Raw genomic sequence first — 25,762 nt, forward strand, 5'->3', positions numbered from 1 at the left:
ATCGGGCCTTGGCGCTCTTCTGCCATGGCAAATCGCCGATGAAAAATATAACCAAAGGCAGAACCCATAACTCCGAGGTTATGAATGATCCACCCCCACCTGCGCATGCGGCACCTGCGCGTCTTCCTCGAGACCGCCCGGCTCGGCAGCCTCAGCGCCGCCGCCGAGAGCCTGCACGTGAGCCAGCCCGCGGCCTCCAAGACCGTGCGGGAGCTGGAAGATATCCTGAACGCCCAGCTCTTTGACCGCAGTGGGCGACGTCTGGCGCTGACCCGCGCGGGCAAGATCTTCCAGCAATACGCAGGCACCGCGCTCGCCGATCTCGAGCGTGGGCAGCGGCTGCTGAGCGATCTCCCGCAGCACCAGCGCAAACTCGCCGTGGGGGTGCTGCCGACCGCTGCCACCGGGCTCTTCCCAGATGCCGCCGCGCGATTCCGCGAGACCCACCCCGACTGCACCCTGCGCGTCTCCACCGGGCCGAATTGGCTGCTGCTGTCGCAGCTCCGCGAAGGGGCGCTGGACATCGTGGTGGGGCGGATGCCCGCCACCGGTACCGGCGAGGGGCTCAGCTTCCGCCAACTCTACTGGGAGCGCGTGGTGCCGGTGATCCGCCCCGGCCACCCGCTCGCCGGGCAGGATTGGGAGCCCTCCGAGTTGCTGCGCTACCCGCTGATGCTGCCGCCCGCCGGGGCGGTGATCTCGGGCTCGGTGCGCGCGTTCCTGCAATCGCTGGGACTGGGCGAGCCGAGTCCCGCATATGAGAATGTGTCCCACGCCTTTGGTCGCCGCGTCGTGGCGCGTTCCGACACCATCTGGTTCATCTCGGCGGGCGTGGTCCGCGCCGAGCTGGACAGCGGCGAGCTGAGCGTGCTGCCGGTGCAGAACGAGCTGCTCGGCGGGCCCCTCGGCATCTCGCTGCGCGAGGGGATGCTGCCGGACCCGGTGCTGCAGGACCTCGTTGAGGCGCTGGTCGCCGTCGCCGCCGCGCACCCGGCGCAGGAGGGCTGAGCCCCCTGCCCCGCGCCCGGTTCAGCCGGCGGTTGCCAGCGCCCTCATCTCCGGCACCGGGGTGACCAGCGGCGCACCGGCAGTAAAGGCCGCGATGTTGTCGCACATGAGGTCGGTCGCCATCTGCTGCACTTCGGGCGCGTTGCCTGCCATATGCGGGGTCAGCACCACGTTCTCAAGCGCACAGAGCGCGGCGGGCACATCGGGCTCATGCTCGAAAACGTCGAGTCCCGCGCCCTTGAGCGTGCCCGCCTGCAATGCCGCGATCAGCGCGTCGGTGTCGACCACCGTGCCCCGCCCGACATTGAAGAGATAGCCCTGCGGCCCCAGCGCGGCGAGCACCTCGGCGTTCACAGCGTGCTGCGTGGCCGCCCCGCCCGGCACGCAGGCCACGAGGTAATCGACCCGCTCCGCCAGGTCCAACAGCGAGGGCACATAGGCATAGGGCAGCTCCGGCTTCGGGCTGCGGCTGTGGTAGCTCACCTCGATGTCGAAGGCCGTTGCCCGTCGCGCCAGCGCTGCGCCGATGCCGCCCATGCCGAAGATCCCCATCTTCTTTCGCGAGACCAGCGGTCGCGGCGTCTCTGTATAGTTCCACGCCCCCGAGCGGGTCAGCCGGTCCTGATGCGGAATGCAGCGCACCACGGAAAGCAGGAGCGCCATGGCGTGATCGGCCACCGCCCCGGCGTTCACCCCGGCGCCATGGGTCACCCTGATGCCGCGGTCGATGGCCGCCTGCACGTCGATCCCCTCGTAGCCGGTGCCGACGCAGCAGATCAGCCCGAGGTTCGGCAACTCGTCCATCTCGGCGCCCGTGGCGCCCTTGAACCCGGCGGTGATCAGCACGCGGATCGCGGCGCGCTCCGTCTCGGTCAGATGCGCGTATCCAGCGGTGCAGTCGTGCAGCGTGAAGCGTTCGCCGAGCATGCGGTGATAGGCCTGGGTCTTGATGTTGATGGCGATCTGCTGCGGCATGAGGCGCTCCGGTCCGAGGCACGCGCCCGCCCTGCGCCGGGTCGCGTCATGAAGCGCCATCCCGGCCGCGCGGGCAGCCCTCCCCCGGGCGGCGCGGGTTGCCCCATCTGCCCCGACGGCAGACCGGGATTCAAGCACGATTGCGGCTGCGACGGTTCCGGACCCGGGGCATGCGGTCAGACCGTCACTGACCTTCCTGACGGATGTCGCGGATGGTCAGCACCGGCGAGGCATCCATCTCATGCGCATCGAGCATCGCGGCGACCCGCTCGAGCGACGCCACGAGCTGCGCCTGCTCCCAGTCCTGCAGCCCCTCGAAGCTCTTCACGTATTTCTGCTGCAGCGCGTCGGGCGACTGGCTCACCGCCTCGCGCCCCTTGTCGGTGATCGCCACGTCGGTCTGCCGGCGGTCCACGTCGGAACGATGCCGGGCCACCATGCCGCGCGCCACCAGCTTGTCGACCAGCGCGGTCACCGTCGCTTGGCTGACCCCCATCTGGGTCGCCAGCCCCTTGGGGGTGGCGGCGCCGTGGTCCTTCTTGGCGACGATCTGCAGCACCCGCAGCTGCGCCGGCGTCAGGCCGGCGGCCTGCGCAAGCTTGCGCTCGTAAAGCTCGGTCGCGCGCAGGATGCGGCGCAGCGCGATCAGGCTCTGGTCTGTGCGATCTGGAGTTGGGTCAGCCATGCATGACTTTTGGCAGGATTCCGCCAGAGCTTCAATTGGCTAAGCACTTGACTGTGTCATTCGTAAGACTAAGCAGATTTGCTGCATAAAATCTTAGCATGAACGCTGCAAAATAGGCTCATAGTCCGCTATGAGCGTAAAAAATGCTTCGGCGGTTGAAACTTTAGGCCGGGTATATTAGTTAGATTGACGAACGAAATGGAGGACACCAGATCGATGCCGAAAGACATGACACAGCCTGAGACGCGCACCCCGGTGCTGCGTAAGCCCGAAGCAACGGACGGGGCTGCGATCTGGGACCTCGTGCGCGCGTGCAAGCCGCTCGACGAGAACTCCATGTACTGCAACCTCGTGCAGGCCGAACATTTCCGCGACACCTGCGTGCTGGCCGAACTTGACGGCGAGGTGGTGGGCTGGATCTCGGGGCACATGATCCCGAACCAGGACGCTTTCTTCGTCTGGCAGGTGGCTGTCAGCCCCAAGGCGCGCGGCCTGGGCCTCGGCCGCAAGATGCTCACCCATCTTGTGGAACGTGACGAATGCGCCGAGGCGACCGAACTTAAGACCACGATCACCCGCGACAACGATGCGTCGTGGGGCCTGTTCCGCAGCTTCGCCCGCTCGATCGGTGGCGACCTGACGGACGCGCCGCACTACACGCGCGACGACCACTTCGATGGCATGCACGCGACCGAACACATGGTCACGATCGAGTTGCCCGAAGAGGAAGAGCAGCTGCGCGCCGCGGCCTGATCGCTCCCCCCAAAATCGCTAATCTTATCTTTTTCTAAGTTCTAGAAAGGACTTCGTTATGCCGAAAGACACGTCTAACGGCCCGACTATTTACGCTCGCCGCGAGAGCGAGGCACGCTCCTACTGCCGCTCCTTCCCGGTGAGCTTCACCTCTGCCCGTGGTTCGGAACTGACCGACGACGAGGGCAAGACCTACATCGACTTCCTGGCCGGCTGTTCCTCGCTGAACTACGGCCACAACGATCCGCACATGAAGGCGGCGTTGGTCGAGCACATCATGAGCGATGGCATCGCCCATGGTCTCGATATGCACACCGACGCCAAGGAAGCCTTCCTGCAGACGTTCGAGCGCCTGATCCTCGAGCCGCGTGGCATGGACCACAAGGTGATGATGGTCGGCCCGACCGGCACCAATGCCGTCGAGGCCGCGATGAAGCTCGCCCGCAAGGTCACCGGTCGCACCAACATCATCGCCTTCACCAACGGTTTCCATGGCATGACCGTGGGCGCGCTGGCGGCGACCGGCAACAAGGGCAAGCGCAACGGCGGCGGCATGCCGCTGCAGGGCGTGACCCACATGCCCTATGAGGGCGCCTTTGGTCCCGATGTCGATACGCTCGCGCAGATCGAGATGATGCTCGAGAACCCCTCGTCGGGTCTCGACGCCCCCGCCGCCTTCCTCGTGGAGCCGGTGCAGGGTGAGGGCGGCCTCAACGCCGCCTCCGCCGAATGGCTGCGCGGCATCGCCCGCCTTGCCAAGAAGCACGGCGCGCTGCTCATCGCCGACGACATCCAGGCCGGCATCGGCCGGACCGGCACCTTCTTCTCCTTCGAGGAGATGGGCGTCGAGCCGGACATGATCCCGCTGGCGAAATCGCTCTCGGGCTTCGGCCTGCCCTTCGCCGCGCTTCTGCTGAAGCCGGAGCTCGACGTCTGGAAACCCGCCGAGCACAACGGCACCTTCCGGGGCAACACCCACGCCTTCATCACGGCGCGCGTGGCGCTCGAGAAGTTCTGGGCCGATGGCCGCTTCCAGAAGTCGCTGGCCGAGAAGGCGCAGCTGATCGAGGACGAGCTCAAGACCATCGCCGAGATGGTCCCCGGTGCCTATCTCAAGGGCCGCGGTTTGATGCGCGGCGTCGATGTCGGCTCGGGCGAGTTGGCCGGTGCGATCTGCGCCGCGGCCTTCGAGCGCGGTCTGATCATCGAGACCTCGGGTGCGGACGACGAAGTCGTCAAGGTGCTCGCGCCGCTCACCACCTCGGAGGAGACCTTCCGCAAGGGTTTCGACATCCTGCGTGAGAGCGTCGCCACCAGCCTGAACAACCACAAGATTGCCGCGGAGTGACATCATGATTGTACGCGATTTCAACGACCTGAAGAATACCGACAAGCATATTGCCGACGCGCAGTGGACCTCCACCCGGATGCTGCTGGCGCAGGACGGCATGGGCTTCTCGTTCCACATCACCATCCTCGAGGCGGGCTCGGAACACACGTTCCACTACAAGCACCACTTCGAGAGCGTCTACTGCATGAAGGGCAAGGGCTCGATCACCGATATCGCCACCGGCGAGACCCACGAGATCAAGCCCGGCGTCATGTATGCGCTCAACCTCAACGACAAGCACATCCTGCGTGCCGAGGAAGAGCTTCACATGGCCTGCTGCTTCAACCCGCCCGTCACCGGTACCGAAGTGCACCGCGAAGACGGCTCCTACGCCCCCGCCGAGGAGGTGGCGTAAGCCATGACCCATACCGTTGAGAAAATCGGCGGGACGAGCATGTCCCGCCTCAACGAACTGCGCGACACGCTGCTCATCGGCGGCCGCGAGGGGGATGATCTCTACGGTCGTGTCTTCGTGGTTTCCGCCTTTGGCGGCATCACCGACCTGCTGCTCGAGCACAAGAAATCGGGCAAGCCGGGCGTTTACGGCCAGTTCGCCAACTCCGACACCGGCCACGGCTGGCACGACGCGCTGACCGAAGTCTCCAAGGCGATGATCGAGGCGCATGAATCCGTGCTCGATCATCCTGGCGACGTCGAGCAGGCGACCGACTTCGTGCGCAACCGCATCGAGGGCGCGCGCAACTGCCTGATCGACCTGCAGCGGCTGTGCTCCTACGGGCACTTCCAGCTGTCGGAGCACATGCTGCAGATCCGCGAGCTGCTCTCCGGTCTCGGCGAGGCGCATTCGGCCTATGTCACCGTGCTGATGCTCCAGCGCTCCGGCGTCAACGCGCGCAACGTCGATCTGTCGGGCTGGCGCGACGATGGTCACTACACGCTCGAAGAGCGCATCATGAAAGCGATGGAGGGCGTCGATCCGACCACCGAGATGCCCATCGTCACAGGCTATGCCCAGTGCACCGAAGGGCTGATGCGCGAGTTCGACCGCGGCTATTCCGAGGTGACCTTCTCGAAGCTGGCGGCTCTGACGTCGGCGCGCGAGGCGATCATCCACAAGGAGTTCCACCTCAGCTCGGCCGACCCCAAGCTGGTGGGCGCAGAGAACGTGCGCAAGCTGGGCCGCACCAACTACGACGTGGCCGACCAGCTGTCGAACATGGGGATGGAGGCGATCCACCCCAAGGCCGCCAAGACGCTGCGCCAGGCGCAGGTGCCGCTGCGCGTCACCAATGCCTTCGAGCCGGGCGATCCGGGCACGCTGATCGACGATCAGCCCGCCGAGACCCCGGCGGTCGAGATCGTCACCGGGCTCGACATCGTGGCGCTCGAGGTCTTCGAGCAGGACATGGTGGGCGTGAAGGGCTATGACGCCGCGATCCTCGACGTGCTGACCCGTCACCAGGTCCGCATCGTCTCGAAGGTGTCGAACGCCAACACCATCACCCACTACCTGGACAGCTCGCTCAAGACGATGCGCCGGGTGGAGGACGATCTGGCCAAGCTCTACCCGCAAGCCAAGATCAGCTCGCGCACGCTGTCGATGGCCTCGGTCATCGGACGTGACCTCAGCACCCTGCGCGTCCTGACGCGCGGTCTGCAGGCCATCGCCGAGGCGGGCTATGAAGCGATCGGTGCCACTCAGGGTCCGCGCAACGTGGACGTGCAGTTCATTCTCGAGCGCGACGACCTCGATCCGGTCATCGCCGCCTTGCACGGAGCCTTCGTTTCCCCGCAGGCCAGCCAGAAGCTGAAGACAGCCGCCTGAGCCTGCACCATCCGACAGGGACTTCGACCAACTGGGGCGGCTTTCGGGCCGCCCCTTTTTCCATCCCCCCTGCCCCACGCCCGCTTCTCTTCGAAAAGACCCGCAATCCACGCCCAAGGCTTTCGCGCCCAGCCCCTCGAGACCGTCACACCTATGTCAGAGAGCTGCGGCAACAGGGGGGCATTGTTCTCGGCGGGCTTGCGCTATATTGGCACGGCTTCCCCGTGTTCGCTGTCCGGAGGTGACCACCGATGCAGACGCCTTATTACCTGATCGACAAATCGCGGCTCCTGCCCAATCTCGAGAAGATCGCCCACCTGCGCGAGACCTCCGGCGCCAAGGCGCTGCTGGCGCTCAAGTGTTTCGCCACCTGGTCGGTCTTTGACATGATGAGCGAGTACATGGATGGCACCACCTCCTCCTCGCTTTTCGAGGTCAAGCTGGGCCGGGAGAAATTCCCCGGAGAGACCCATGCCTATTCGGTGGCCTGGGCCGACCATGAAATCGAAGACGTGCTGGCAAGCTCGGACAAGGTGATCTTCAACACCGCCGCGCAGCTCTCCCGCTTCGAAGAGGTCAGCCGCGGCCACACCCGCGGGCTGCGCGTCAACCCGGGCGTGTCCACCTCGGGCTTCGATCTCGCCGACCCCGCCCGCCCATTCTCGCGCCTTGGCGAGCATGACCCCAAGGACATCGAGCCTGTGCTCGAGCAGATCAGCGGCTTCATGTTCCACAACAACTGCGAGAACGCCGACTTCGAGCGCTTCGACGCCATGCTCGGCTCCATCGAGCAGCGCTTCGGCCACCTGATCCGCCAGATGAAATGGATCAGCCTCGGCGGCGGCATCCACTTCACCGGCGAGGGCTACCCGCTCGACCGCCTTGCCGAGCGGCTCAAACGCTTTGCTGGCGAAAACGAGGTGCAGGTCTATCTTGAGCCCGGAGAGGCGACGATCACGAATTCGACCACGCTGGAGGTGACGGTGCTCGACACGCTCTTCAACGGCAAGAACCTCGCGATCGTCGACAGCTCGATCGAGGCGCATATGCTCGACCTGCTGATCTACCGCGAAAGTGCCAAGATGAAGGAAAGCGGCGATCAGCCCTGGATGATCTGCGGCAAATCCTGCCTGGCGGGCGATATCTTCGGCGAGTTCATGTTCCCCAAGGCGCTGAACCCCGGCGACCGGCTCAGCATTCAGGACGCCGCCGGTTACACGATGGTCAAGAAGAACTGGTTCAACGGGGTGCAGATGCCCTCGATCGCCATCCGCGAGCTCGACGGCAGCGAACGGCTGGTGCGCGACTTCACCTACGACGATTTCAGCGCCGCGCTCTCCTGAGCGCACGCAAACCAAGACGGACAAAGACGGAGGTCCAGTGAGTTGAAAAAAGACGTTCTCATCATCGGCGCAGGCGGCGTCGCTCAGGTCGTGGCGCATAAATGCGCTCAGAACAACGATGTGCTCGGCGAGATCCATATCGCCAGCCGGACGCTTTCGAAATGCGAAGCGATCCTTGAGTCGGTCCGCGAAAAGGGCGCGATGAAGGTTGAGGGCGTCCTCAAGGCTCACCAGGTCGACGCGATGGACACGGCCGCCGTCGCGCAGCTGATCCGCGACACCGGCGCGCAGATTGTCATCAACGTGGGCTCGGCCTTCGTCAACATGTACGTGCTCGACGCCTGCATCGAGACCGGCGCCGCCTATATCGACACGGCGATCCACGAGGATCCCGCGAAGATCTGCGAGACCCCGCCGTGGTACGCCAACTACGAGTGGAAAAAGCGCGACCTCTGCGCCGAGAAAGGCATCACCGCGATCCTTGGCGCCGGTTTCGATCCGGGCGTGGTCAACGCCTTCGCCCGCTTCGCCATCGACCAGATGGACGAGGTCAAGAGCATCGACATCGTCGACATCAACGCGGGCTCGCACGGCAAGTATTTCGCCACCAACTTCGACCCCGAGATCAACTTCCGCGAGTTCACCGGCACCGTCTACTACTGGGAAGACCAGCAGTGGAAGGAAACCTCGATGTTCGCCTCGGGCAAGGACTGGGACCTGCCCGTCGTCGGCACCCAGCGCGCCTACCAGTCGGGCCACGACGAGGTGCATTCGCTCTCGGCCAACTACCCGCAGGCGGACGTGCGCTTCTGGATGGGCTTTGGTGAGCATTACATCAACGTCTTCACCGTGCTGCAGTCGCTCGGCCTGCTCTCCGAGCAGCCGGTGACAACCGCCGAAGGCCTCGAGGTCGTGCCGCTGAAAGTCGTCAAGGCCGTGCTGCCCGACCCCTCCTCGCTCGCGCCCGACTACACCGGCAAGACCTGCATCGGCGATCTGGTGAAGGGCGTGAAGGACGGCGAAGAAGTCGAGATGTTCGTCTACAACGTCGCCGACCACAAGGACGCCTACACCGAGGTGGGCAGCCAGGGCATCTCCTATACCGCGGGCGTGCCGCCGGTCGCCGCGGCGATGCTGGTCGCCTCGGGCGAGTGGGATGCGAAGACCATGAAGAACGTCGAGGAACTCGACCCCAAGCCCTTCTTCACCATCCTCGACGAGATCGGTCTGCCGACCCGCGTCAAGGATGCCAAGGGCGACCGCCCCTGGAATGCCTGACCGCCTGATCGTCTGACGGCGACTCACACCAAGGGCCGGGAGCCATGCTTCCGGCCCTTTCCTTTTCACTGCCTTTCTTGCAGCCGGGCGACAATTTTCCGCCGCCGTGCCGCCAAGTCGTCACCACGTCTTGCAAACCCCGCGCGCCCGAGGTTTCTGTCGCCGTGACGGGAAAAAGAGCGGCTGCCAATTCGACGATCTTTGACGGGACCTTATCTGGCGCAATGCATCGGTTTAGGGTGCCTTCCGCTTGCCGTTCCTATTGGCAAATGCTCTTTTCCTTCGCAGTGGTTTCATGCGGCTGTTAGGCGATGTTTCTAAGAACATCCGCAGTCGCATTGCTCGGCAGTTGGAAGGAAAGAGATTCATGCAGGCAATTACCCCGGTCATTCTTTGTGGCGGTTCCGGAACACGGCTCTGGCCGGTCTCGCGCAAGAGCTACCCCAAGCAGTTCGCGCGGCTCGTGGATGACACCAGCCTGTTCCAGGCCACCGCCGAGCGGCTCTCGGGCAGCGCCTGCTTCACCAAGCCTGTCGTCGTGACCAACTCCGACTTCCGCTTCGTGGTGACCGAGCAGCTCTCGGCCATCGGCATCGACCCCGGCGCGATCCTGATCGAGCCCGAGGGGCGCAACACCGCCCCCGCCGTGCTCGCCGCCGCGCTGCACCTCGCGCGCAAGGATCCCGAGGCCGCGATGCTGGTCGCGCCCTCGGATCACCGCATCCCCGACCGCGAGTCCTTCCGCGCCGCGGTCGAGAACGGCCGGGCCGCGCTCGAGCAGGGCAAGCTGGTGCTTTTCGGCATCCACCCCGACCGGCCCGAGACCGGCTACGGCTACCTCGAACTCGACCTCGCCAACGCCGGTCCCGCCACCACGCCGCTGAAGCGCTTCGTCGAAAAGCCCGGCGCCGAGAATGCCGCCAAGATGTTGGCGCAGGGCGGCTTCCTCTGGAACGCCGGGATCTTCCTCTTCCGCGTCAAGGACATCCTCGCCGCCTTCGAGACCTACGCCCCCGGCCTGCTGGCCCCGGTCAGCGCCGCGGTGGACCAGGCCGAGGTCGACCTCGGCTTCCTGCGCCTCGCGCCCGGCCCCTGGTCCGAGGCCGAGGACATCTCGATCGACTACGCGGTGATGGAGAAATCCGACGCGCTGGAAGTGGTGCCCTTCGACAGCGGCTGGTCCGACCTCGGCGGCTGGGACGCAATCTGGCGCGAGCTCGAGCAGGACGAGAACGGCGTGGTCTGCAGCGAGGGCGCCACGGCGATCGACTGCGAGGGCTCTATGCTGCGCACCGGCTCCGACGCCATCGAGATCGTCGGCATCGGCCTCAAGGACGTCATCGCCGTGGCGATGAACGACGCCGTGCTGGTGGCCAGCAAGGACCGCGCTCAGGACGTGAAGCTGGCCGTCGACGCGCTGAAGAAGAAGGGCGCCAAGCAGGCGGTCGAATTCCCGATGGACCACCGCCCCTGGGGCTGGTTCGAAAGCCTCGTGGTCGGCAGCCGCTTCCAGGTGAAGCGGATCCATGTGCACCCCGGCGCCTCGCTGTCGCTGCAGAGCCACTTCCACCGCTCCGAGCACTGGATCGTGGTCGAGGGCACCGCGCGGGTCACCGTCGACGACGAGGTCAAGCTGGTGACCGAGAACGAGAGCGTCTACATCCCGCTCGGCGCGGTTCACCGGATGGAGAACCCCGGCAAGATGCCGATGGTGCTGATCGAGGTGCAGACCGGCTCCTATGTCGGCGAGGATGACATCGTGCGTTACGAGGACGTCTACGCCCGCGGCCAGGGCGCCAAGGGCTGACCCCGCCAAGAGCGAACATACCGCGCCGGCCCGCGAGGGTCGGCGCTTCTGCAAAGACAGGAAAGGCGCCCCGATGGCACCGAAATTCGGAACGAGCGGCCTGCGCGGCCTCGTGGTGGAACTGACCCCCGAACTGGTCGCCGACCACGTTCGCGCCTTCGCCGCAGCCTGCGACCACGGCGGGCTTCTCTGCGTCGGACAGGATCTGCGCCCCTCGAGCCCGCGCATCGCGAGCGACATCATCGCCGCCGCCCGCGCCGAGGGGCTGCGGGTGATCGACTGCGGCGCGCTGCCGACCCCGGCGCTGGCGCTCGCCGCGCAGGAGACTGGCGCCGGCGCGATCATGGTCACCGGCAGCCACATCCCCGCCGACCGCAATGGCCTCAAGTTCTACACCCGCAGCGGCGAAATCACCAAGTCCGACGAGGCGGCGATCACCGCCGCGCTCGGGCGCCCGGCAGGCACCGCCGAGGGCCCGCTCGACACCGATCCCGAGGCCGGTACCCGCTTCGTCGCCCGCTACGTCGACACGCTTGGCAGCGACGCCCTTTCGGGCAAGCGCATCGGCCTCTACGCCCATTCCGCCGTCGGCCGCGACGACCTGCGGGCCATGCTCGAAGGCCTCGGCGCCGAGGTGCGCGAGCTGGGACGGTCCGAGACCTTCATCCCCGTCGACACCGAGGCGGTGGACCCGGACACCCGCGCACAGATCGCCGCCTGGGTGACGGAGCACAAGCTCAACGCGCTGGTCTCCACCGATGGCGACAGCGACCGCCCGCTTCTGGCCGACGAGACCGGCACCATCGTGCCCGGCGACATCATGGGCCAGATCACCGCCGAAGCCCTCGGTGCCGAGGCGGTGGTGACGCCGATCTCCTCCAATTCCGGCGTGACTCGCAAGCGCTTCGGCAATGTGCTCACCACCCGCATCGGTTCGCCCTTCGTGATCGCCGGCATGGAAGAGCTCGGCGGCAAGGTCGTCGGCTACGAGGCCAACGGCGGCTTCCTCCTCGGCTTCCCCGCCGAGGGGCCGACCGGCACGCTCGCCGCCCTGCCCACCCGCGACTGCATGCTTCCACTCATCATGACGCTGATCGCCACTGGCGACGGCCCTCTGTCGGCCCGCGTCGCGCAGGAGCCGCCCGTCGTCACCATGGCCGACCGCCTTCAGGAGGTGCCGCAGGAGGCCTCGCAACCCTTCGTCGCCAAGCTGCGCGAGGACAGCGCAGCCCGCGCGGCCTTCCTCGCCCCGCTCGGCGCCACCGAGGCAGCCTGCGATCAGACGGACGGCGTGCGCATCACCCTCGCCGACGGCCGCATCCTGCACGTCCGCCCCTCAGGCAACGCCCCGGAGCTGCGGCTCTACGTCGAGGCACAGGACCGCGCCGGCGCCGAGGCGCTCATGCACGAGGGGCTGACGCAGCTGCGCGAGGCGATCCTCGGCTGACAGAGGGGTCACGCAACTCACCGGCCCGATCCCCGCGATCGGGCCGACGCATCCCCTAAAGGCTCGCCTTGATCCGCGCCTCGCCGGTCGCCCCCGGTTCCTGACCTGCCCCACCGTTGCTGGCATTCAGCATCGACGGCAGCGTCCCGGCGGCCACCGCCGCACCGGTCACAACAAGCGCAAGGCCAAGCACGGTCCAGGTCGGCACCCGGTTGATCATCTGGGTCGGTTGATAACAGCTTCCACATTGCTGCGCCCCAAAGCGCAGCTTGTGATTGCAATACCTGCACTTGAAATAGCGATGACTCCGCAAGGACATGATCGCCCCCCTAAAATAGGAATCTGAATTCAATTGTGCGATTAACTCGCGTCTTAAGACTTAAACGATTGTGCCCGAAGGATACGGTAAAGTCGGACACCCGCGGAAGAGAAACCAGTCAGCTCCAAAGATATCGGTCGGACCACAAAACACCGACACGGCCCTAATTGAACCTTCGGTACCAGGGTATCACCCGCCGCACTCTCCTGTCACCGTGGACGCAGCGATCGCGGGCGCCCGCAAAAGCTGTGCGCGAGACATGCCGAAAATCCCGGCACACCCCTGCGCAGCCTCCATGCAGGGTGGGCTCCCTGCGACACCCTGGCGGCACCCCGAACATAGCAAACGCGCGCCGCTCCCAAGGAGCGAACGCGCCTTCCGAAGATGTCTCAATACCCGGTGCGGTTGCACATGGCGGTGAAGGTTTTCACCATCAGCTTGACGTCGGTGGCGCAGGACATCACCCGCAGGTATTCGATATCCATCGCCACGCGCTCGTCATAGGTCACATCGTTGCGCCCCGACACCTGCCAAAGCCCGGTCACCCCCGGCTTCATTGACAGGTAAGCCGCTTGGTGCACGCCATATTTCTCGAGTTCCGCATCGACGATCGGGCGCGGCCCGACAAAGCTCATCTCCCCGAGAACCACGTTCCAAATCTGCGGCAACTCGTCGAGGCTGGTCTGCCGCAGGAACCTGCCGATCAGGGTGATCCTCGGATCCTTGGTCAGCTTGTGATCGCGCGCCCATTCCGCCGCGGCGGCCTCGTCGCTGGCCAGCAGCGCCTGCAGCTTTTCCTCGGCATTCGGCACCATGGTGCGGATCTTCCAGCAGCGGAAGGTCCGACCGTCCTTGCCGACACGCTTGTGGCCAAAGAAAACCGGCCCACCATCGGCGCGCACGACGACCCACAGCACAGCAATCACAGGCAGCAGGACGGGCACCAGCATCATTGCGACGGCAAGGTCGAACCACCGCTTCAGGACTTGAGCGTAGACCCTGTCGCTCCAACGGAGAAAGCGGCCATCGGTGGGGCGTGGGGAGTGGGCGTCATCTTCGCTTGCCCCGAATTCAATGGATCTCATCGGCTAAATCCTCCAAGCGAAATGGCTAGATGCATCGATCCGACGGCGGACATGCCGGACAAAAGAGTTAATTTCTGAAACATCTTGGGCCGAGTATTGTACGGAGCTGAGGGTCAGCTCCCGTTAATCATTAAGTACACTTTGCTGATACACGCGGTGCTTTAGGGCTTCAACCCGCGGCTACAAGACGTTTTCGTAACGGATTTTTGGCAGTTCGAGCGCCGCCGAACGCCCGCAACAAACCTTTCATCAAAATTACCGCTCTGGAAACAGTGGCTTGAACTTTTCGGGCAGCAGCCAAACCCTCCCTGTTCCCGGGCCTAGTTGACGCAGGGACCGATTTTCCCAAACCCGGTTTTGTGGCCGACAATGCACACAGTTGGGCCCTGATGCTGAAAGAAACGGCGGTCGCCGGACGCGCCGGCGCACCATTCCGTGGCGGCTGGGGCATGAATGGGACAAATAGCGGCAAAAGCGAGGCTTTTGCGTCCCGAACGCGGTCCCTTTGTCCGCGAACGCGCCAGATTCCCGACTCGGCGCGAATCAACCATGGCGAGTATGAAGGTGTTCCAGCACCCCTTAAGGGTCTCACCTCAGGTCGAGACGAACTCCACCTTGCCAGAGCTCAGCAGCGCTGCTGTCAGCCTGCCAGTGGCATAGGCGCCTGTATCAACCGGAACGCGCCCCGCGGTCGGGCGGGCGTGATCGGTGATCGTGTGCCCATGCACCACCCAATTGCCATCGGTCCGCGCCGTGGTCTCGAAACCGGGCGGTCCCCAGATCAGGTCCCGGGAACTTTGCGCCTCGAGCGGTCGGAGCGGGTCGGCCCCGGCATGGCAGATGAAGACGTTGCCGGTCTGCCAACTCAACGGCAGCCCGCGCAGCCAGGTCTCGATCTCCGGGGTCATCGCCGCGCGCAAACGATCGCGCAGCTTCACCCAGTCCTCTTCCGGCGCCGTATGCGCGACCCCGGCCAGGCCATAGCTCGCCAGCGTCTGCAGCCCGCCGTACTTGAACCAGCGCGCCCCCGCCGTCTTTGGATCGTCGAGAAAGTCCAGCATCATCTGGTCGTGGTTGCCGCGCAGGCAGATCACCTGTTCGCTGCCCAGACGAGCCTGCATCTGCTGCAGACGGCGCAGCACCGCGGCGCTCTCGTCCCCCCGGTCGACATAATCCCCGACCAGCACCAGCTTGGTCTCCGGCGACGAGCGCCCTTCGAGGCGCCCCAACAGCTTGGCGAGCAAGGCGTCGCAGCCATGAACGTCACCGATGACGATACATCTGTCGGCGGGGCGGAACGGGGCATCGAAGACGGGCGCGGGCGGCTTGCGGCGTTTGAACAGGAACTTCATGGGGCGTGAGGTAGATTCAAAGGGGTTCGGTGCCAAGTGGCAATGCGGCGCTTGACACAAGGTCAGCTAGCCGCTCCCCGGAAAGCACGCCCTAAGACCGTGCCCGGGACCGCGCGCGCCGATGCCGGCGCGCGCGTCGGGTTTCGCTCAGGCGTCCAGTTCGGTCGCCGTGATCGAATAGGCGAAGCTGCCCGGATCGAGCTCGTCCTGCTCGACGCCGTCGATCTCGGCCTGCGGGTACATCAGGAAGCCCACCTCGTCGCGCGCCGAGCCAGGCAGCGCCACGTCATGCGCGAAGTTGAAGCCGATCCAGTTGCCTTCCCAGGACCCGAAGAGCGCGGCGCGCACCGCGCGCACCTTGGGATCGTCGAGCGCGAGGTTCTTCGGCGGCTCCTCGAGCATCACCTTGCGCACGTCCGCCGGGTCGACCGCGACCCAGCCGTAGTCCGACAGGAAGACCTCGGCGCGGCAGTGTTGCGCCTTGCTGACATCCGACGACCCCGCGCCAAGGCTCTTGTAGCCAAAGGCCGAAGGCGCCACGCGCAGACCGTAGACATCGCGCGCTGGCAGGCCGGCGGCCCGCGCCAGCCCGACATAAAGCGCGTTGAGATCGGCGCATTTGCCGGTCAGATCGCCCATCTCCAGCATCGAGGCCACGTCGCCGATGCCGCAGCCGCGGGTCTCGGGGTTCCGCTCGGTGCTCTCGACGACCCACTCGTAGATCGCCCGCGCCTTCTCGAGATCGGTCTCCATCTCTTCGGTGATCATGTCGGCGGTCGCCTTGACGATACCGTCGGTCGGGATCAGCCGCGTCGGCGCGGTGTAGAGCGCGCGATCCGCCTCCGAGAGCGTCGCCCCCTGCCCCGGCGCGCCAAGGTCGACAGCGCGGTCGCGGGTCGAGACCTGCGCGGCCACTTCCAGCTCGGCACTCTCCTGCCCGCCGCTCCAGACCGCATGGATGAACTGCGCGCCGCTCTCGGCGTCGGTCACCAGCTCGGCGATGTCGGCATTGCCCGAGAAGCTCGGCGCCTCGGCCTGCATCCACCCCGCCTCGTTCACCGAGGGCACCGGGACCCAGGCCTGCACGGGCTTGCCGCCCGCCGGGATCTCGACGCGCGTGGTGACCTCGAACCGGCGCCAGTCCGCCGGGGTCGGGCTGAAGGCGGCACGCGCCCCGCGCGGCAGCAGCGGCGACAGCGCAAGCGCCGCGCCCGCCGTGATGAAGTGTCTCCGATCCAGGGTCATCGAGTGTCTCCTTCGCATGGGGAACCGCCCTCCCCTAATTGCCGCCGCTGATAGCCCGGACGTCCCCACATCTCAAGGCTGTAGCTCGCCGCGCCGCGCAATTCGGCCGCGCCCGCGCAGGCCGCACCGGCGATGTAACGCAAAGCACGAAAAATTTGACGCACCGCCGTTCTCCCGACGTCGTTTGCGGTTTATCTGGGGGCATGGATGTTGTTCTCGTCACCGCGGTCATCGCGTCGCTCTTTCTCGTCATCGCCGCGGCCGAGCCGCTGGCGGCCCGCCTCGGCCTGCCCTACAGCGCCATCCTCGCGCTTCTCGGCACCTTCATCGGCGGGGCGGCGATCTTCTTCCTGCGCACCGATATCACCGACGCGCTCAATCCCGTGGCCGCGGCGATCATCAACTTCCCCATAAGGTCCAACGTCTTCCTATACGTCTTCCTGCCCACCCTGCTGTTCCAGGCAACGCTGGGCATGAACCTCAGGCGGATGCTCGACGACTGGGTGCCGATCCTCGTGCTGGCCATCGTCGCGGTGGTCGCCGCCACGCTCTTTGTCGGTCTGGCGCTCTCGTGGACGAGCGCGCTGCCGCTCATGGCCTGCTTCCTCGTCGGGGCGATCGTGTCGACCACCGATCCCTCGGCGGTGGTCGGCATCTTCCGATCCATCGCCGCACCGCGCCGGCTGGTGCGCATCATCGAGGGCGAGAGCCTGCTCAACGACGCCGCCGCCATCGCGCTCTTCGGCCTGTTCATGGGCTTCGTGATGGAGGGCGTGCCAAACCCCACGCCGCTCGGCGCGCTCGCCCAGTTCCCCATGCTGCTCGGCGGCGGGGCGGTGGCTGGCTGGATGGTGGCCCAGGGCGCGATCGGCGCCATGGCCCTGCTCGAACGCTACGAAAAGGCGCAGCTCTCGGTGTCCATCGCCCTGCCCTATCTCGCCTACATCGGCTCCGAGCAGGTTTTTGGCGCCTCGGGCGTCATCGCCGTGGTGGTCTCGGGGCTCACCCTCAACCTCGTCGGCCCCGGAAAGATCCCGCCCACCGCCTGGGCCAACCTCAAGGACGTCTGGGATATCCTCGCCCATTGGGCCGGCGCGCTGATCTTCATCCTCGCCGCGCTGCTGATCCCGCGGCTGCTCGAGGACACGAACTTCCGCGATTTCCTGCTGATCCTCGTGGTCGTCGTCGCCGCCATCGCCGCCCGCGCCGCGATCCTCTCTGGCCTGCTGCCGATCCTGCGGCTGCTGCGCTTGTCGCCGAAGATCGAACGCCCCTACCGGGTCGCGATCCTCTGGGGCGGGCTGCGCGGTGCGCTGACCCTCGCGCTGGCCCTCGCGGTGACCGAGAGCTTCCGCGTGCCCTTCGAAGTCAAGCGCGTGGTCGGCATCCTCGCCACCGGCTTTACCCTCTGGACGCTGCTCGTGCAGGGCACCACCCTCACCTGGGTGATCAAAAAGCTCGGCCTCGACAAGCTCGCCCCGCTCGACCAGGCGCTCTCCAACCAGGTGGTTGCCGTGGCGCTGCAATCCGTGCGCGAGCAGGTCTCGACCACCACCGACACCTACGGGCTCGACCGGGAGATCGTGCGCTCCGAGGCCAAGCGCTTCGGCGCCCGTCTCGACAAGGCGGTGAAATCCGCCGAGGAAGGCGACGAGATCCTGGACCGGGACCGCATCACCCTGGGGCTCATCGCCCTTGCCGGGGCCGAGCGCGACGCGACCACCGCGCGGATCCGCGAGCGCACCATGTCGCTGCGGCTCGCGCAAAAGGCCCTCTCCGATTGCGACCAGCTGATCGAAGGCGCGCGCAGCGACGGCCGGACCGGCTACCAGCGCGCCGCCCGCGCCAGCGCGCGCTACGGGGCGCCCTTCCGCACCGCGCTCTTTGCCCACAACCGTCTCGGCATCTCTGGGCCGCTGGCGCGCATGACCGCTGACCGCTTCGATCTGCTGCTGGCGCAGCGGCAGATCCTGCGCGACCTCGAGGGCTTCATCGACGGCCGCATCCGACGCATCCATGGCCGCCGCATCGCCGACCTGCTGCGCGAGCTGCTCTCGCGCCGGCTCGACGCCGTCGAAACCGCCCTCGAAGGCCTGCGCCTGCAATACCCGGGCTACGCCGACGAGCTCGAACGCCGCTTCATCCGCCGCACCGCCCTGCGGCTCGAAGAGGGCGAATACGACACGATGTATGACGACGGGCTGATCGGCGCCGAGCTCTTTACCGCGCTCAAGCAGGACCTTGCCCGCCGCCGCGCCAAGGCCGAGCAGCGCCCGCCGCTCGACCTGTCGGTGCAGCGCACCGAGCTGGTCCGCCAGTTCCCGCTCTTCGCCGATCTCGAGGAAAAGGACATCCGCCCCCTCGCCCGCGCGCTGCGCACCCGCTATGCAGCGCCGGGCGACATCATCATTCGCCGCGACAGCACCGCGCGCGCGGTCTGGTTCATTGCATCGGGCGCGCTCGAGCAGCAGGTCGGCGGACAGAGCTTCCGCCTCGGCCGCGGCGAGATGTGCGGCCAACTCGCGCTGCTCATTCCCAGGCGGCGCCGCCGTTCCGAGGTCCGCGCCATCGCCCCCTCGACGCTGCTGCGCCTCGACGAGAGCCGCTTCAAGCGCCTGCTCAAACGCTCAGAGAAGCTGCGCGAGGCGGTCCGGCAAAGCGCCAAGCGCCGGGGGCTGGATGTCTCGGAGATCCTAGGCGAAGAGCCGGAGGCCCCGAAAGAGGCCTGACCGGCCCCGGGGCCGCATCCCCACGCAAATGGCGCGCCCTGGCTCGAAGGCGCGCCAATTTCACGTCAAAATATTGATAATATTATATTATTTCGTCTACGGCGCGTCCAGGAGCCTCTCCAGCTCCAGCATCGCCGCTTCCATCAGTTCGCGCCCCACGCGCTTGCCGCGCACCCGGATCACCCAGCCCTGCGCATCCTCGCCGAGCTGCACCGTCAGTCCCGAGGACAGCGCCTTGGCAGGCGACGCGGCCTTTTTCGGCCGCCCGCCCTTCTTCGGGTCCGAGGTGAGTTCGACCCCGTCCAGCGCCGCTGCGATCAGCTCCGCCTCCTCGGCGGCCGTCTCCGGCACCCACTCGGCCAGCGCCTCACGCAGCCGCACCTCGGCGCCGTCGCGCAGCGCCGCGGCGATGCGCAGCCCGTCCTTCTCCTTGAGCAGGTCGGGGAAGGTCAGCATGTCGCCCAGCTCCTCGAAGATCAGCGCAAAGGAGCGTATCTTCGAGCGCTTCGCCTTGGAGGCCTGAGGAAACAGCGCGTTGACCGCCTCCTCGGCATTGACGAAGGCGCCCTGCTGCGCCGCGATCACCGCGATCCTCCCGCGCTCGTAATGGCTGAGCGAGGCGCGGATCTCGTTCTCCTCGATCATCGCGGCAAAGGTGCCGCCCATGGCCTCGGGGTCGCGGATCACAGCCTTAATCTTCTGGTAACGACTGTCCTTGGTCAGCGCATAAAGATCGCGGAAGGCCTTCAGCCGCCGGTAGCCCGAGAGCAGCCCGTAGCCGAACCCCTGCCCGTCTGCCGGCGTCGGAAACACCTCGATCGGCAGCCGCAGCCCGCCCTTGGCGATCGAGGCCTTCAGCTCCTCCATCTCCTCGGCGTCGAGCACCACCCGGTCACGCACCAGCGCATCGGCGTTGATGTCGTCCACGGCCAGCTCGAGCATCACCAGCCCCCGCCCCTCGGCATCCCGCAGCCGCTCGGCGTCAACCTTGTCCTTCGCCGCCTCGGCCCGCTGCCCCGCCGGCCGCGGGTCATGCAGCGTCGCCGCCTCGGCGGCCACCTGCGCGATCGGCGCCGACATCAGCCCGCGCGACGAGCTTTCGCGGTGGAACTCCTCCTCGTAGCGGGTCAGGTCCTCTGCCGAGGGCGCCTCGAGCTTGCGTCTCTTTGCCATCAGACGGCCTCCCTCTCAGCCTGCTCCATCTGCGCGTCGCGCCACCACGTCCCGAGGATCACCTCCTTCACCTCTGCCCATGTCCGGTCGAAGGTCTCGCGCCCGCGCACATAGGTGTCCCGGTTGAAGTCCCGGTAATCGGTCTCGTAAATCCCCGAGACCTGCTCCCCCGCCTGCCCGACCATCGCGGTCAGCTCCTGCCGGTAGGTGGTCATGAAGTCGCCGAAATAAGCCTGGATGACATTCGCCAGGTCGGTCTGCTGCGCCGCGTCAAACCGCGTCACCAGTGCCCGGACCGCATCCCATTCGAACCGCATCTCGGGCAATCCGTCCGCGCGCCGAACCCGGTTCTCCCCCTCCTCGATCGAGGCAAAGGTCGAATAGATCATGTCAAAGAACCGCCCGGTCGAGTCGAACTCGAGGAAAGACGCCCCCAGCGGCACCAGCAGGATGTCCGCGGCCGAAAGCGCGTTGATCGTCAGGTAGCCAAGCGCCGGCGGGGTGTCGAGCAGGATGATGTCATAGTCATCCAGCATCCCCCCCTCCTCCAGCGCATTTGTCAGCGCGTCCCAGAGCGGCCAGCTCAGCATCTGCATCCGCCAGACAGGCACCTGGAATTCGGCCCAGTAGAGATTGAGCTGCGCGCCAATGAGGTCGATGTTCGGCCAGTGGGTCTTCTGCACGAGGTTTCGCGGCGAAACCTCCAGCGCAGCGCTCAGTGTCTCGTCGAATTGGAAAGGTGTCTGCCCGGCGGCCTCGCGGACCTTGTTCTCCTGCTGGAGGTGAAGCGCGTAGTCGCGGGCCAGCATCGGGAAGACGGTCTGCCATTCGTCCTCGACCTTGCCGCCCATGATCGAGGTCATCGAGCCCTGGCTGTCGAGGTCGATGACCAGCACCTTGTAGCCGTCGAGCGCGGCGGACATCGCAAGATGCGCGCAGGTCGAGGTCTTGCCGACGCCGCCCTTGAAGTTGGCCACGGCGACCACCTTGGCCGGAAGCCCCTCGGGGCGCCAGGCCCGGTACTCGCGATCCTTGGCGCCTTCCTCGGCGAAATGGTCGCGCAGCCGCAGAACCTCCTCGAGCGTGAACCACTTGGACCCGCCTTCGCCCTCGCCCTGCGGCAGGTCGGGGTTCTGGCGCAGCACGCGGCGCAGGTGGGCCGGGTTGACCGGGATCAGGTAGCGGCAGATTTCCCAGGTCGAGAAGCGCCGCAGCCGCTTCGCGCCGTCGGGCGCATAGCCGCGGCGGGCAAGATCGTCGCGACCGCGCATGGCAAAGGACGCGGCCTTTGCGAAACGCGCGGTGTCTATGGGATCGGCGAGCTTTGCCGCGGCCTCGGCCGGGTCGATGTTGAAGTAGGGGGGAAGGTCTGCCTTCGGCGGAGTGCCGGGTTTATGTGCCATGTCGCCTCACCATGTTCGCTGTTTGCCGCGATATCCTGAGAACTATGGCACATGCTGGGGGCAAAGTGGAAGCATTCGAGCGCTCATCTCACTCTAATTATGGAAGATATCACACAGACGGTCGGTATGTTTGAGTTTCTTTGAGTCCTTTTAAGAGCTTTAGGTTAATAAAAGTTCAATAAATACCTAGGGATACCCCTGATGCGGTGCCCGCTTGCGGGAGCAATGGTGCCCGGAAACGGGGGTAAAGGCACCCGTTTCCGGGATCAAGGGGTCCGATTCTCGGGGCGGCCTTGGAAAGACTGCGCGTTAGAGCCTGTTTTCGACGGATTAGGGTCTTTGGGCCAGGAATCGGACTCCTCCCGCGCAGGCCGGGCGAGTCGACATCCCGGAAATGGATACCTATCTCTGGGACCCAAGATCCTTGGGTGCCCGTTTACGGGGGGCGTCTTGGCGCGGGTTGAGGTGCCAGCGGGGATCTTGCTTGCGGATACCTTTTGGCGGATCATGGGGACAACCCGGCCGCGGCGACTCGCTTGGACGAGTCGTACGACAAGGCAGGGAACCACGAGGACCGGCAAGTGGGGCGAGGCCCCGGGAAAGCGAGAGCAGAATGGACGATATTCCGCGCGACCGGCTGAGCGGCCCGCTGCGCCGCGGAGCGGTGAAGAAGCACGTTGCGGCGATCCACGTTTCGGGCAAGCTCACGTTGCTGCAGCGCAAGCTGTCGAACGTGCTGCTGCTCAACGCCTACGACACGCTCACCTCGCAGTCTCGGCACCAGATCGACGCGCGCACGCTCAGTCTGATGATCGGCTACAACTCGAACGACATGGAGACACTAAAACAGTCTCTGCGCGGCCTCGCGGAGACTGTTGCGGAATGGGACATGCTCGACGAGAAGGGCCAGCAGGAATGGGGCGTCAGCTCGCTGCTCAGCTACGCCAAGCTGAAGGGCGGTGTCTGCGAATATGCCTACTCTCCGGCGCTCGCCGAGAAGCTGCACGACCCGAAGGTCTTTGCCCTGATCAACCTCAATATACAGCGGCGCTTCACCTCGGGCCACGCGCTGGCGCTCTACGAGAATTGCTACCGTTTCGTGCGCACCGGCTCGACCGGCTGGTGGTCGCTCGACCTCTTCCGGCGCCTGATGGGCGTGGCGGACAGCCCCTACTATGAGGTCTACAAGCAGCTCAACGCCAAGATCATCAAGCCCGCGGTGGCCGAGGTGAACAAGACCTCGAACATCCTTCTTACGCCGGAGACCCGCAAGATGGGGCGCACGGTGACGGAGATCCGCTTCCTGATTTCCGAGAATCCGCAATTGGCGATCCTCGATCTCGACGATGGGGAGGGGCTGCGCAACTCCGAGCTTTACGGTCGGTTGCGCGAGCTGGGCGTCTCGGACCGGCTGGCGCGTCAGTGGCTGGCCGAGCATGGCGAAGAGTATGTCGCCGAGAAGCTGGAGTATGTCGAGGGACAGGAGGGGGTGAAGAACACCGTCGGCTACCTCACCAAGGCGCTGCGCGAGGATTACGCGAAGGGCGCGCCGGCGAAGGCGCCGGAGGTTTCGCGGCGAAACCCTGCCAAACCGTCAACGCTGCGTGCGCGGCGTTTGGAACGCATTCGGGACCTCGCCGCAAGCCGCAAGCCGACGCAGAGAGACGCCGACAAGCTTCTGTTCATCGGCCGGCTCTCGGGTGCGGCGCGGGATGATTTTGAGCGCCATGGTTGGATGTCGGCGCTGAACGCCGAGGCCATCGCGGCCTTCTGGGAGGAGTTGTCGCCCGGCGCCTTCGACGGGCTCGCCGAGGACGCCGAGAGCGCGTAGCGTTTAGCGCGCGCCGTGGGCGAGACGCGCCGACGCCGGGTCGCGGCGCAGGGCGAGCATGGAAAGGGCGCCGATCACCGGGCCGGGCAGCAGCATCAGGAAGGCCCAGTGCCAGCCGCCGATCGCGCTGGCAAAGATCGGCAGAAGCCAGATCGCCACGACGGTCAGGGCAAAGCCTATGCCGAGTTGCAGGGCGAGGGCGGTGCCGACGAAATGCGGCTCGGAAAGCTCGGTGACCGCGGCGGAGAATTGCGCGCTGTCGCCGACGACGCTGACCCCCCAGATAAGGGCAAGGGCGGCGAGCAGTAGGGTCGGACCCTCGAAGGCGAAGCCGATGAGGGCGGCGCAGGCGCCGGAGACGATCATCATCCCGGCGCAGGTCAGGCACCGGCCGATGCGATCCGAAAGCCAGCCGCCGAGCAGGCTGCCGATGACGCCGCTGGCAACCACCACGAAGCTCAGCATCGAGGCGGTGCCGAAGGGGAAGGGCGCGAGGCCGCTTTCCTGCGCCGCGGCGGCGAAGGCGAGAAACCAGGCCCACATGGCGTAGAGCTCCCACATGTGGCCGAAGTAGCCGAGGTTGGCGAGCATCAGCGGGCGGTTTCTGAAGACCGCGAGCGACTGGCGAGGGTCGAAGGCGGCGCGGCCGAAGCCATAGGGGCCTTCACGCAAGGTACCCGCGAACAGGATGGCCGAGGCGAGGGCCGCGCCGGAGGTGCCCCAGACCACGGCCTGCCAGTTGATGCCAGTGGTGAGCGCGCGGATCAGGTGCGGCATGGACGAGCCGAGGGTCAGCGCGCCGATCAGGAAGCCGAGGGCGAGGCCGCGGCCTCGCGAGAACCAGGTGGACATCAGCTTGAGCGCCGGAGGGTAGACGCCGGCCAGCGCGATGCCGGTGACGAAGCGGGCGAGGATCGCCGTGGTCGGGTCGGAGACCAGCAGCGCGGCATTGGCCAGTGCGGCGATGATCGCTGCGCCGGTCATCAGCCGCTTCATCGGCAGGATGTCGGGCAGGTTGACGAGGCTCGAGCCGAGGGCGCCGACCACGAAGCCGAGCTGCACGGCGTTGGTCAGCCAGGCGGCCTGGGTCGGGCTGAGCTGCCAGTCGCTGACAAGCTCGGGTATGATCGCGGTGGCCGAGAACCAGGTGCAGAGCACTCCGACGACGCCGAGGCAGATCAGCGCCAGCATCGACCAGCGGCCCGGGGCAGGAGGGGGGAGGGGGGCGCTCTGGTGGCTCATGCGGAAGGCTTTCGTCTTGAGGGGGTTGCGCCGCAACTCTGCCGGAGTGCCGGGCGCTGCGCAATCGCCCGGCGCGGATGCAAAGAGACCCCGGACCTTGGGCCCGGGGTCTCTTTTTCGAAACAGGGGAGAAAGCTCAGCGGCCGGTGCGGTCCAGCACGGTCTTCGCGGTGAGCAGCAGCAGTCGGCTGTCGGTGGTGAAGGACTGCTCGCAGAGGTAGCGCACGTCCATCTCGACACGCTCGTCGTAGGTGACGTCGTTGCGGCCGGAGACCTGCCACAGCCCGGTGATCCCCGGCTTCATCAGCAGGTAGGCGGTGCGGTGCATGCCGTATTTGGTCATTTCGGCGCGGACGACCGGACGGGGGCCGACGAAGCTCATCTCGCCGGTCAGCACGTTCCAGATCTGCGGCAGCTCGTCGAGGCTGGTCTCGCGCAGGAAGCGGCCGAGGCGGGTGATGCGCGGGTCATTCGTCAGCTTGTGATCGCGTTCCCATTCGGCGCGGGCAGCGGGGTTGCTGGCGAGATATTGCTGCAGCTTCTGCTCGGCGTTGGGCACCATGGTGCGGATCTTCCAGTAGCGGAAGACCCGGCCGTTCTTACCGATCCGGCGGTGGCCGAAGAAACCCGGCCCGCCTTCGAGGCGCACCAACAGCCACAGGACGGCAATCACCGGCGCCAGAAGCGGCAGAAGCGCGAGGGCGAGAAGCGTGTCGAAAATCGGCTTGGCGAATTGGCGGTAGATGCCTTGCGCCTTTTTGCGGTAGAGCCGGCGCTGCTCGCCGAGAAACCCTGCGTCCGCGGAATAAAATGCTGCATCAAACACTGTCAAACCCCAAGAACTCTTAACTCTTACGCGATACAGTCCGGCCTCTTTGGCCACCTGAACGACGACAAAATGCGCTCTGGGC

The 25,762-nt window shown here is 66.0% G+C and carries 21 protein-coding genes; 11 read left to right on the plus strand and 10 right to left on the minus strand.

The window, feature by feature from the left end; translation table 11 throughout:
• Positions 1 to 84 precede the first annotated feature (84 nt).
• Entirely contained in the window at positions 85 to 1,008 is a 924-nt protein-coding gene (locus tag G0Q01_RS23000; protein WP_164197868.1) for a LysR substrate-binding domain-containing protein, read from the plus strand.
• 21 nt (positions 1,009 to 1,029) lie between these two features.
• Here G0Q01_RS23000 and G0Q01_RS23005 read toward each other — a convergent pair whose 3' ends face one another.
• Both G0Q01_RS23005 and G0Q01_RS23010 read right to left on the minus strand, forming a co-directional pair.
• The gene (locus tag G0Q01_RS23005; protein ID WP_164197867.1) at positions 1,030 to 1,983 is read right to left on the minus strand and encodes an NAD(P)-dependent oxidoreductase; all 954 of its coding nucleotides are present in this window, start codon (positions 1,981 to 1,983) and stop codon (positions 1,030 to 1,032) included.
• A 184-nt stretch (positions 1,984 to 2,167) separates the two neighbouring features.
• Positions 2,168 to 2,668 (minus strand): MarR family winged helix-turn-helix transcriptional regulator, encoded by a 501-nt coding sequence (locus G0Q01_RS23010; protein ID WP_108970277.1) that lies wholly within the window; start codon positions 2,666 to 2,668, stop codon positions 2,168 to 2,170.
• A 216-nt stretch (positions 2,669 to 2,884) separates the two neighbouring features.
• Between G0Q01_RS23010 and ectA the strand changes: the two genes are divergently transcribed.
• From ectA to G0Q01_RS23050, 8 genes are all read left to right on the plus strand, one after another.
• Entirely contained in the window at positions 2,885 to 3,421 is a 537-nt protein-coding gene (gene ectA, locus G0Q01_RS23015) for a diaminobutyrate acetyltransferase (protein WP_108970278.1), read from the plus strand.
• 58 nt (positions 3,422 to 3,479) lie between these two features.
• Positions 3,480 to 4,769, plus strand: a complete 1,290-nt coding sequence (ectB, locus tag G0Q01_RS23020; RefSeq protein WP_164197866.1) for a diaminobutyrate--2-oxoglutarate transaminase — start codon at positions 3,480 to 3,482, stop codon at positions 4,767 to 4,769.
• Between the two features lie 4 nt (positions 4,770 to 4,773).
• Positions 4,774 to 5,166, plus strand: coding sequence for an ectoine synthase (locus tag G0Q01_RS23025; protein ID WP_108970280.1), 393 nt, complete (start codon positions 4,774 to 4,776; stop codon positions 5,164 to 5,166).
• A gap of 3 nt (positions 5,167 to 5,169) precedes the next feature.
• The gene (locus G0Q01_RS23030) at positions 5,170 to 6,597 is read left to right on the plus strand and encodes an aspartate kinase (protein ID WP_164197865.1); all 1,428 of its coding nucleotides are present in this window, start codon (positions 5,170 to 5,172) and stop codon (positions 6,595 to 6,597) included.
• Between the two features lie 251 nt (positions 6,598 to 6,848).
• Positions 6,849 to 7,940 carry a carboxynorspermidine decarboxylase gene (locus G0Q01_RS23035; RefSeq protein WP_164197864.1) on the plus strand — a complete coding sequence of 364 codons (1,092 nt, stop codon included), beginning with the start codon at positions 6,849 to 6,851 and terminating at the stop codon, positions 7,938 to 7,940.
• Between the two features lie 42 nt (positions 7,941 to 7,982).
• The gene (locus G0Q01_RS23040) at positions 7,983 to 9,218 is read left to right on the plus strand and encodes a saccharopine dehydrogenase family protein (protein WP_164197863.1); all 1,236 of its coding nucleotides are present in this window, start codon (positions 7,983 to 7,985) and stop codon (positions 9,216 to 9,218) included.
• Between the two features lie 367 nt (positions 9,219 to 9,585).
• Positions 9,586 to 11,025: a mannose-1-phosphate guanylyltransferase/mannose-6-phosphate isomerase gene (locus G0Q01_RS23045; RefSeq protein WP_164197862.1), complete on the plus strand. Its 1,440-nt coding sequence runs from the start codon at positions 9,586 to 9,588 to the stop codon at positions 11,023 to 11,025.
• A gap of 73 nt (positions 11,026 to 11,098) precedes the next feature.
• Positions 11,099 to 12,472, plus strand: a complete 1,374-nt coding sequence (locus G0Q01_RS23050; RefSeq protein WP_164197861.1) for a phosphomannomutase — start codon at positions 11,099 to 11,101, stop codon at positions 12,470 to 12,472.
• 55 nt (positions 12,473 to 12,527) lie between these two features.
• Here the strand turns inward: G0Q01_RS23050 and G0Q01_RS23055 are convergent, their stop codons facing one another.
• The 4 genes from G0Q01_RS23055 to G0Q01_RS23070 form a co-directional block, all read right to left on the minus strand.
• The gene (locus tag G0Q01_RS23055; protein WP_164197860.1) at positions 12,528 to 12,692 is read right to left on the minus strand and encodes a hypothetical protein; all 165 of its coding nucleotides are present in this window, start codon (positions 12,690 to 12,692) and stop codon (positions 12,528 to 12,530) included.
• 488 nt (positions 12,693 to 13,180) lie between these two features.
• The gene (locus G0Q01_RS23060) at positions 13,181 to 13,876 is read right to left on the minus strand and encodes a sugar transferase (RefSeq protein WP_164197859.1); all 696 of its coding nucleotides are present in this window, start codon (positions 13,874 to 13,876) and stop codon (positions 13,181 to 13,183) included.
• A gap of 593 nt (positions 13,877 to 14,469) precedes the next feature.
• Positions 14,470 to 15,228, minus strand: a complete 759-nt coding sequence (locus tag G0Q01_RS23065) for a metallophosphoesterase family protein (protein WP_108970287.1) — start codon at positions 15,226 to 15,228, stop codon at positions 14,470 to 14,472.
• Positions 15,229 to 15,375: 147 nt separating this feature from the next.
• On the minus strand, positions 15,376 to 16,473 hold the full coding sequence (locus tag G0Q01_RS23070) for a transglutaminase-like domain-containing protein (RefSeq protein WP_164213899.1): 1,098 nt from the start codon (positions 16,471 to 16,473) through the stop codon (positions 15,376 to 15,378).
• 203 nt (positions 16,474 to 16,676) lie between these two features.
• Here G0Q01_RS23070 and G0Q01_RS23075 point away from each other — a divergent pair, with 203 nt between their 5' ends.
• Positions 16,677 to 19,202 (plus strand): cation:proton antiporter, encoded by a 2,526-nt coding sequence (locus G0Q01_RS23075; protein ID WP_164197857.1) that lies wholly within the window; start codon positions 16,677 to 16,679, stop codon positions 19,200 to 19,202.
• 96 nt (positions 19,203 to 19,298) lie between these two features.
• On the opposite strand, the gene G0Q01_RS23080 is transcribed toward G0Q01_RS23075, so the two are convergent.
• Positions 19,299 to 20,375, minus strand: coding sequence for a ParB/RepB/Spo0J family partition protein (locus tag G0Q01_RS23080; RefSeq protein WP_164213900.1), 1,077 nt, complete (start codon positions 20,373 to 20,375; stop codon positions 19,299 to 19,301).
• A complete protein-coding gene (locus G0Q01_RS23085; RefSeq protein WP_108970291.1) occupies positions 20,375 to 21,778 on the minus strand; it encodes an AAA family ATPase in 1,404 nt (467 codons plus the stop codon). The genes G0Q01_RS23080 and G0Q01_RS23085 overlap by 1 nt, the downstream gene beginning before the upstream one ends.
• A 613-nt stretch (positions 21,779 to 22,391) precedes the next feature.
• Here G0Q01_RS23085 and G0Q01_RS23090 point away from each other — a divergent pair.
• On the plus strand, positions 22,392 to 23,609 hold the full coding sequence (locus tag G0Q01_RS23090; protein ID WP_108970292.1) for a replication initiation protein: 1,218 nt from the start codon (positions 22,392 to 22,394) through the stop codon (positions 23,607 to 23,609).
• A 3-nt stretch (positions 23,610 to 23,612) separates the two neighbouring features.
• Here G0Q01_RS23090 and G0Q01_RS23095 read toward each other — a convergent pair whose 3' ends face one another.
• Positions 23,613 to 24,851: an MFS transporter gene (locus tag G0Q01_RS23095; RefSeq protein ID WP_164197855.1), complete on the minus strand. Its 1,239-nt coding sequence runs from the start codon at positions 24,849 to 24,851 to the stop codon at positions 23,613 to 23,615.
• Between the two features lie 136 nt (positions 24,852 to 24,987).
• Positions 24,988 to 25,596 (minus strand): sugar transferase, encoded by a 609-nt coding sequence (locus tag G0Q01_RS23100; RefSeq protein WP_164198057.1) that lies wholly within the window; start codon positions 25,594 to 25,596, stop codon positions 24,988 to 24,990.
• Between the last annotated feature and the right edge of the window lie 166 nt (positions 25,597 to 25,762).

It is taken from the genome of Salipiger sp. PrR007 (assembly GCF_010499845.1).
GTDB lineage: Bacteria > Pseudomonadota > Alphaproteobacteria > Rhodobacterales > Rhodobacteraceae > Salipiger > Salipiger pacificus_A.

Bases quoted from the DNA above. Each gene is read 5' to 3' on its own strand.
- G0Q01_RS23000 (WP_164197868.1), top strand. From the start codon at position 85: ATGATCCACCCCCACCTGCGCATGCGGCACCTGCGCGTCTTCCTCGAG.
- G0Q01_RS23005 (WP_164197867.1), bottom strand. From the start codon at position 1,983: ATGCCGCAGCAGATCGCCATCAACATCAAGACCCAGGCCTATCACCGC.
- G0Q01_RS23010 (WP_108970277.1), bottom strand. From the start codon at position 2,668: ATGGCTGACCCAACTCCAGATCGCACAGACCAGAGCCTGATCGCGCTG.
- ectA (WP_108970278.1), top strand. From the start codon at position 2,885: ATGCCGAAAGACATGACACAGCCTGAGACGCGCACCCCGGTGCTGCGT.
- ectB (WP_164197866.1), top strand. From the start codon at position 3,480: ATGCCGAAAGACACGTCTAACGGCCCGACTATTTACGCTCGCCGCGAG.
- G0Q01_RS23025 (WP_108970280.1), top strand. From the start codon at position 4,774: ATGATTGTACGCGATTTCAACGACCTGAAGAATACCGACAAGCATATT.
- G0Q01_RS23030 (WP_164197865.1), top strand. From the start codon at position 5,170: ATGACCCATACCGTTGAGAAAATCGGCGGGACGAGCATGTCCCGCCTC.
- G0Q01_RS23035 (WP_164197864.1), top strand. From the start codon at position 6,849: ATGCAGACGCCTTATTACCTGATCGACAAATCGCGGCTCCTGCCCAAT.
- G0Q01_RS23045 (WP_164197862.1), top strand. From the start codon at position 9,586: ATGCAGGCAATTACCCCGGTCATTCTTTGTGGCGGTTCCGGAACACGG.
- G0Q01_RS23050 (WP_164197861.1), top strand. From the start codon at position 11,099: ATGGCACCGAAATTCGGAACGAGCGGCCTGCGCGGCCTCGTGGTGGAA.
- G0Q01_RS23055 (WP_164197860.1), bottom strand. From the start codon at position 12,692: ATGATCAACCGGGTGCCGACCTGGACCGTGCTTGGCCTTGCGCTTGTT.
- G0Q01_RS23060 (WP_164197859.1), bottom strand. From the start codon at position 13,876: ATGAGATCCATTGAATTCGGGGCAAGCGAAGATGACGCCCACTCCCCA.
- G0Q01_RS23065 (WP_108970287.1), bottom strand. From the start codon at position 15,228: ATGAAGTTCCTGTTCAAACGCCGCAAGCCGCCCGCGCCCGTCTTCGAT.
- G0Q01_RS23070 (WP_164213899.1), bottom strand. From the start codon at position 16,473: ATGACCCTGGATCGGAGACACTTCATCACGGCGGGCGCGGCGCTTGCG.
- G0Q01_RS23075 (WP_164197857.1), top strand. From the start codon at position 16,677: ATGGATGTTGTTCTCGTCACCGCGGTCATCGCGTCGCTCTTTCTCGTC.
- G0Q01_RS23080 (WP_164213900.1), bottom strand. From the start codon at position 20,375: ATGGCAAAGAGACGCAAGCTCGAGGCGCCCTCGGCAGAGGACCTGACC.
- G0Q01_RS23085 (WP_108970291.1), bottom strand. From the start codon at position 21,778: ATGGCACATAAACCCGGCACTCCGCCGAAGGCAGACCTTCCCCCCTAC.
- G0Q01_RS23090 (WP_108970292.1), top strand. From the start codon at position 22,392: ATGGACGATATTCCGCGCGACCGGCTGAGCGGCCCGCTGCGCCGCGGA.
- G0Q01_RS23095 (WP_164197855.1), bottom strand. From the start codon at position 24,851: ATGAGCCACCAGAGCGCCCCCCTCCCCCCTCCTGCCCCGGGCCGCTGG.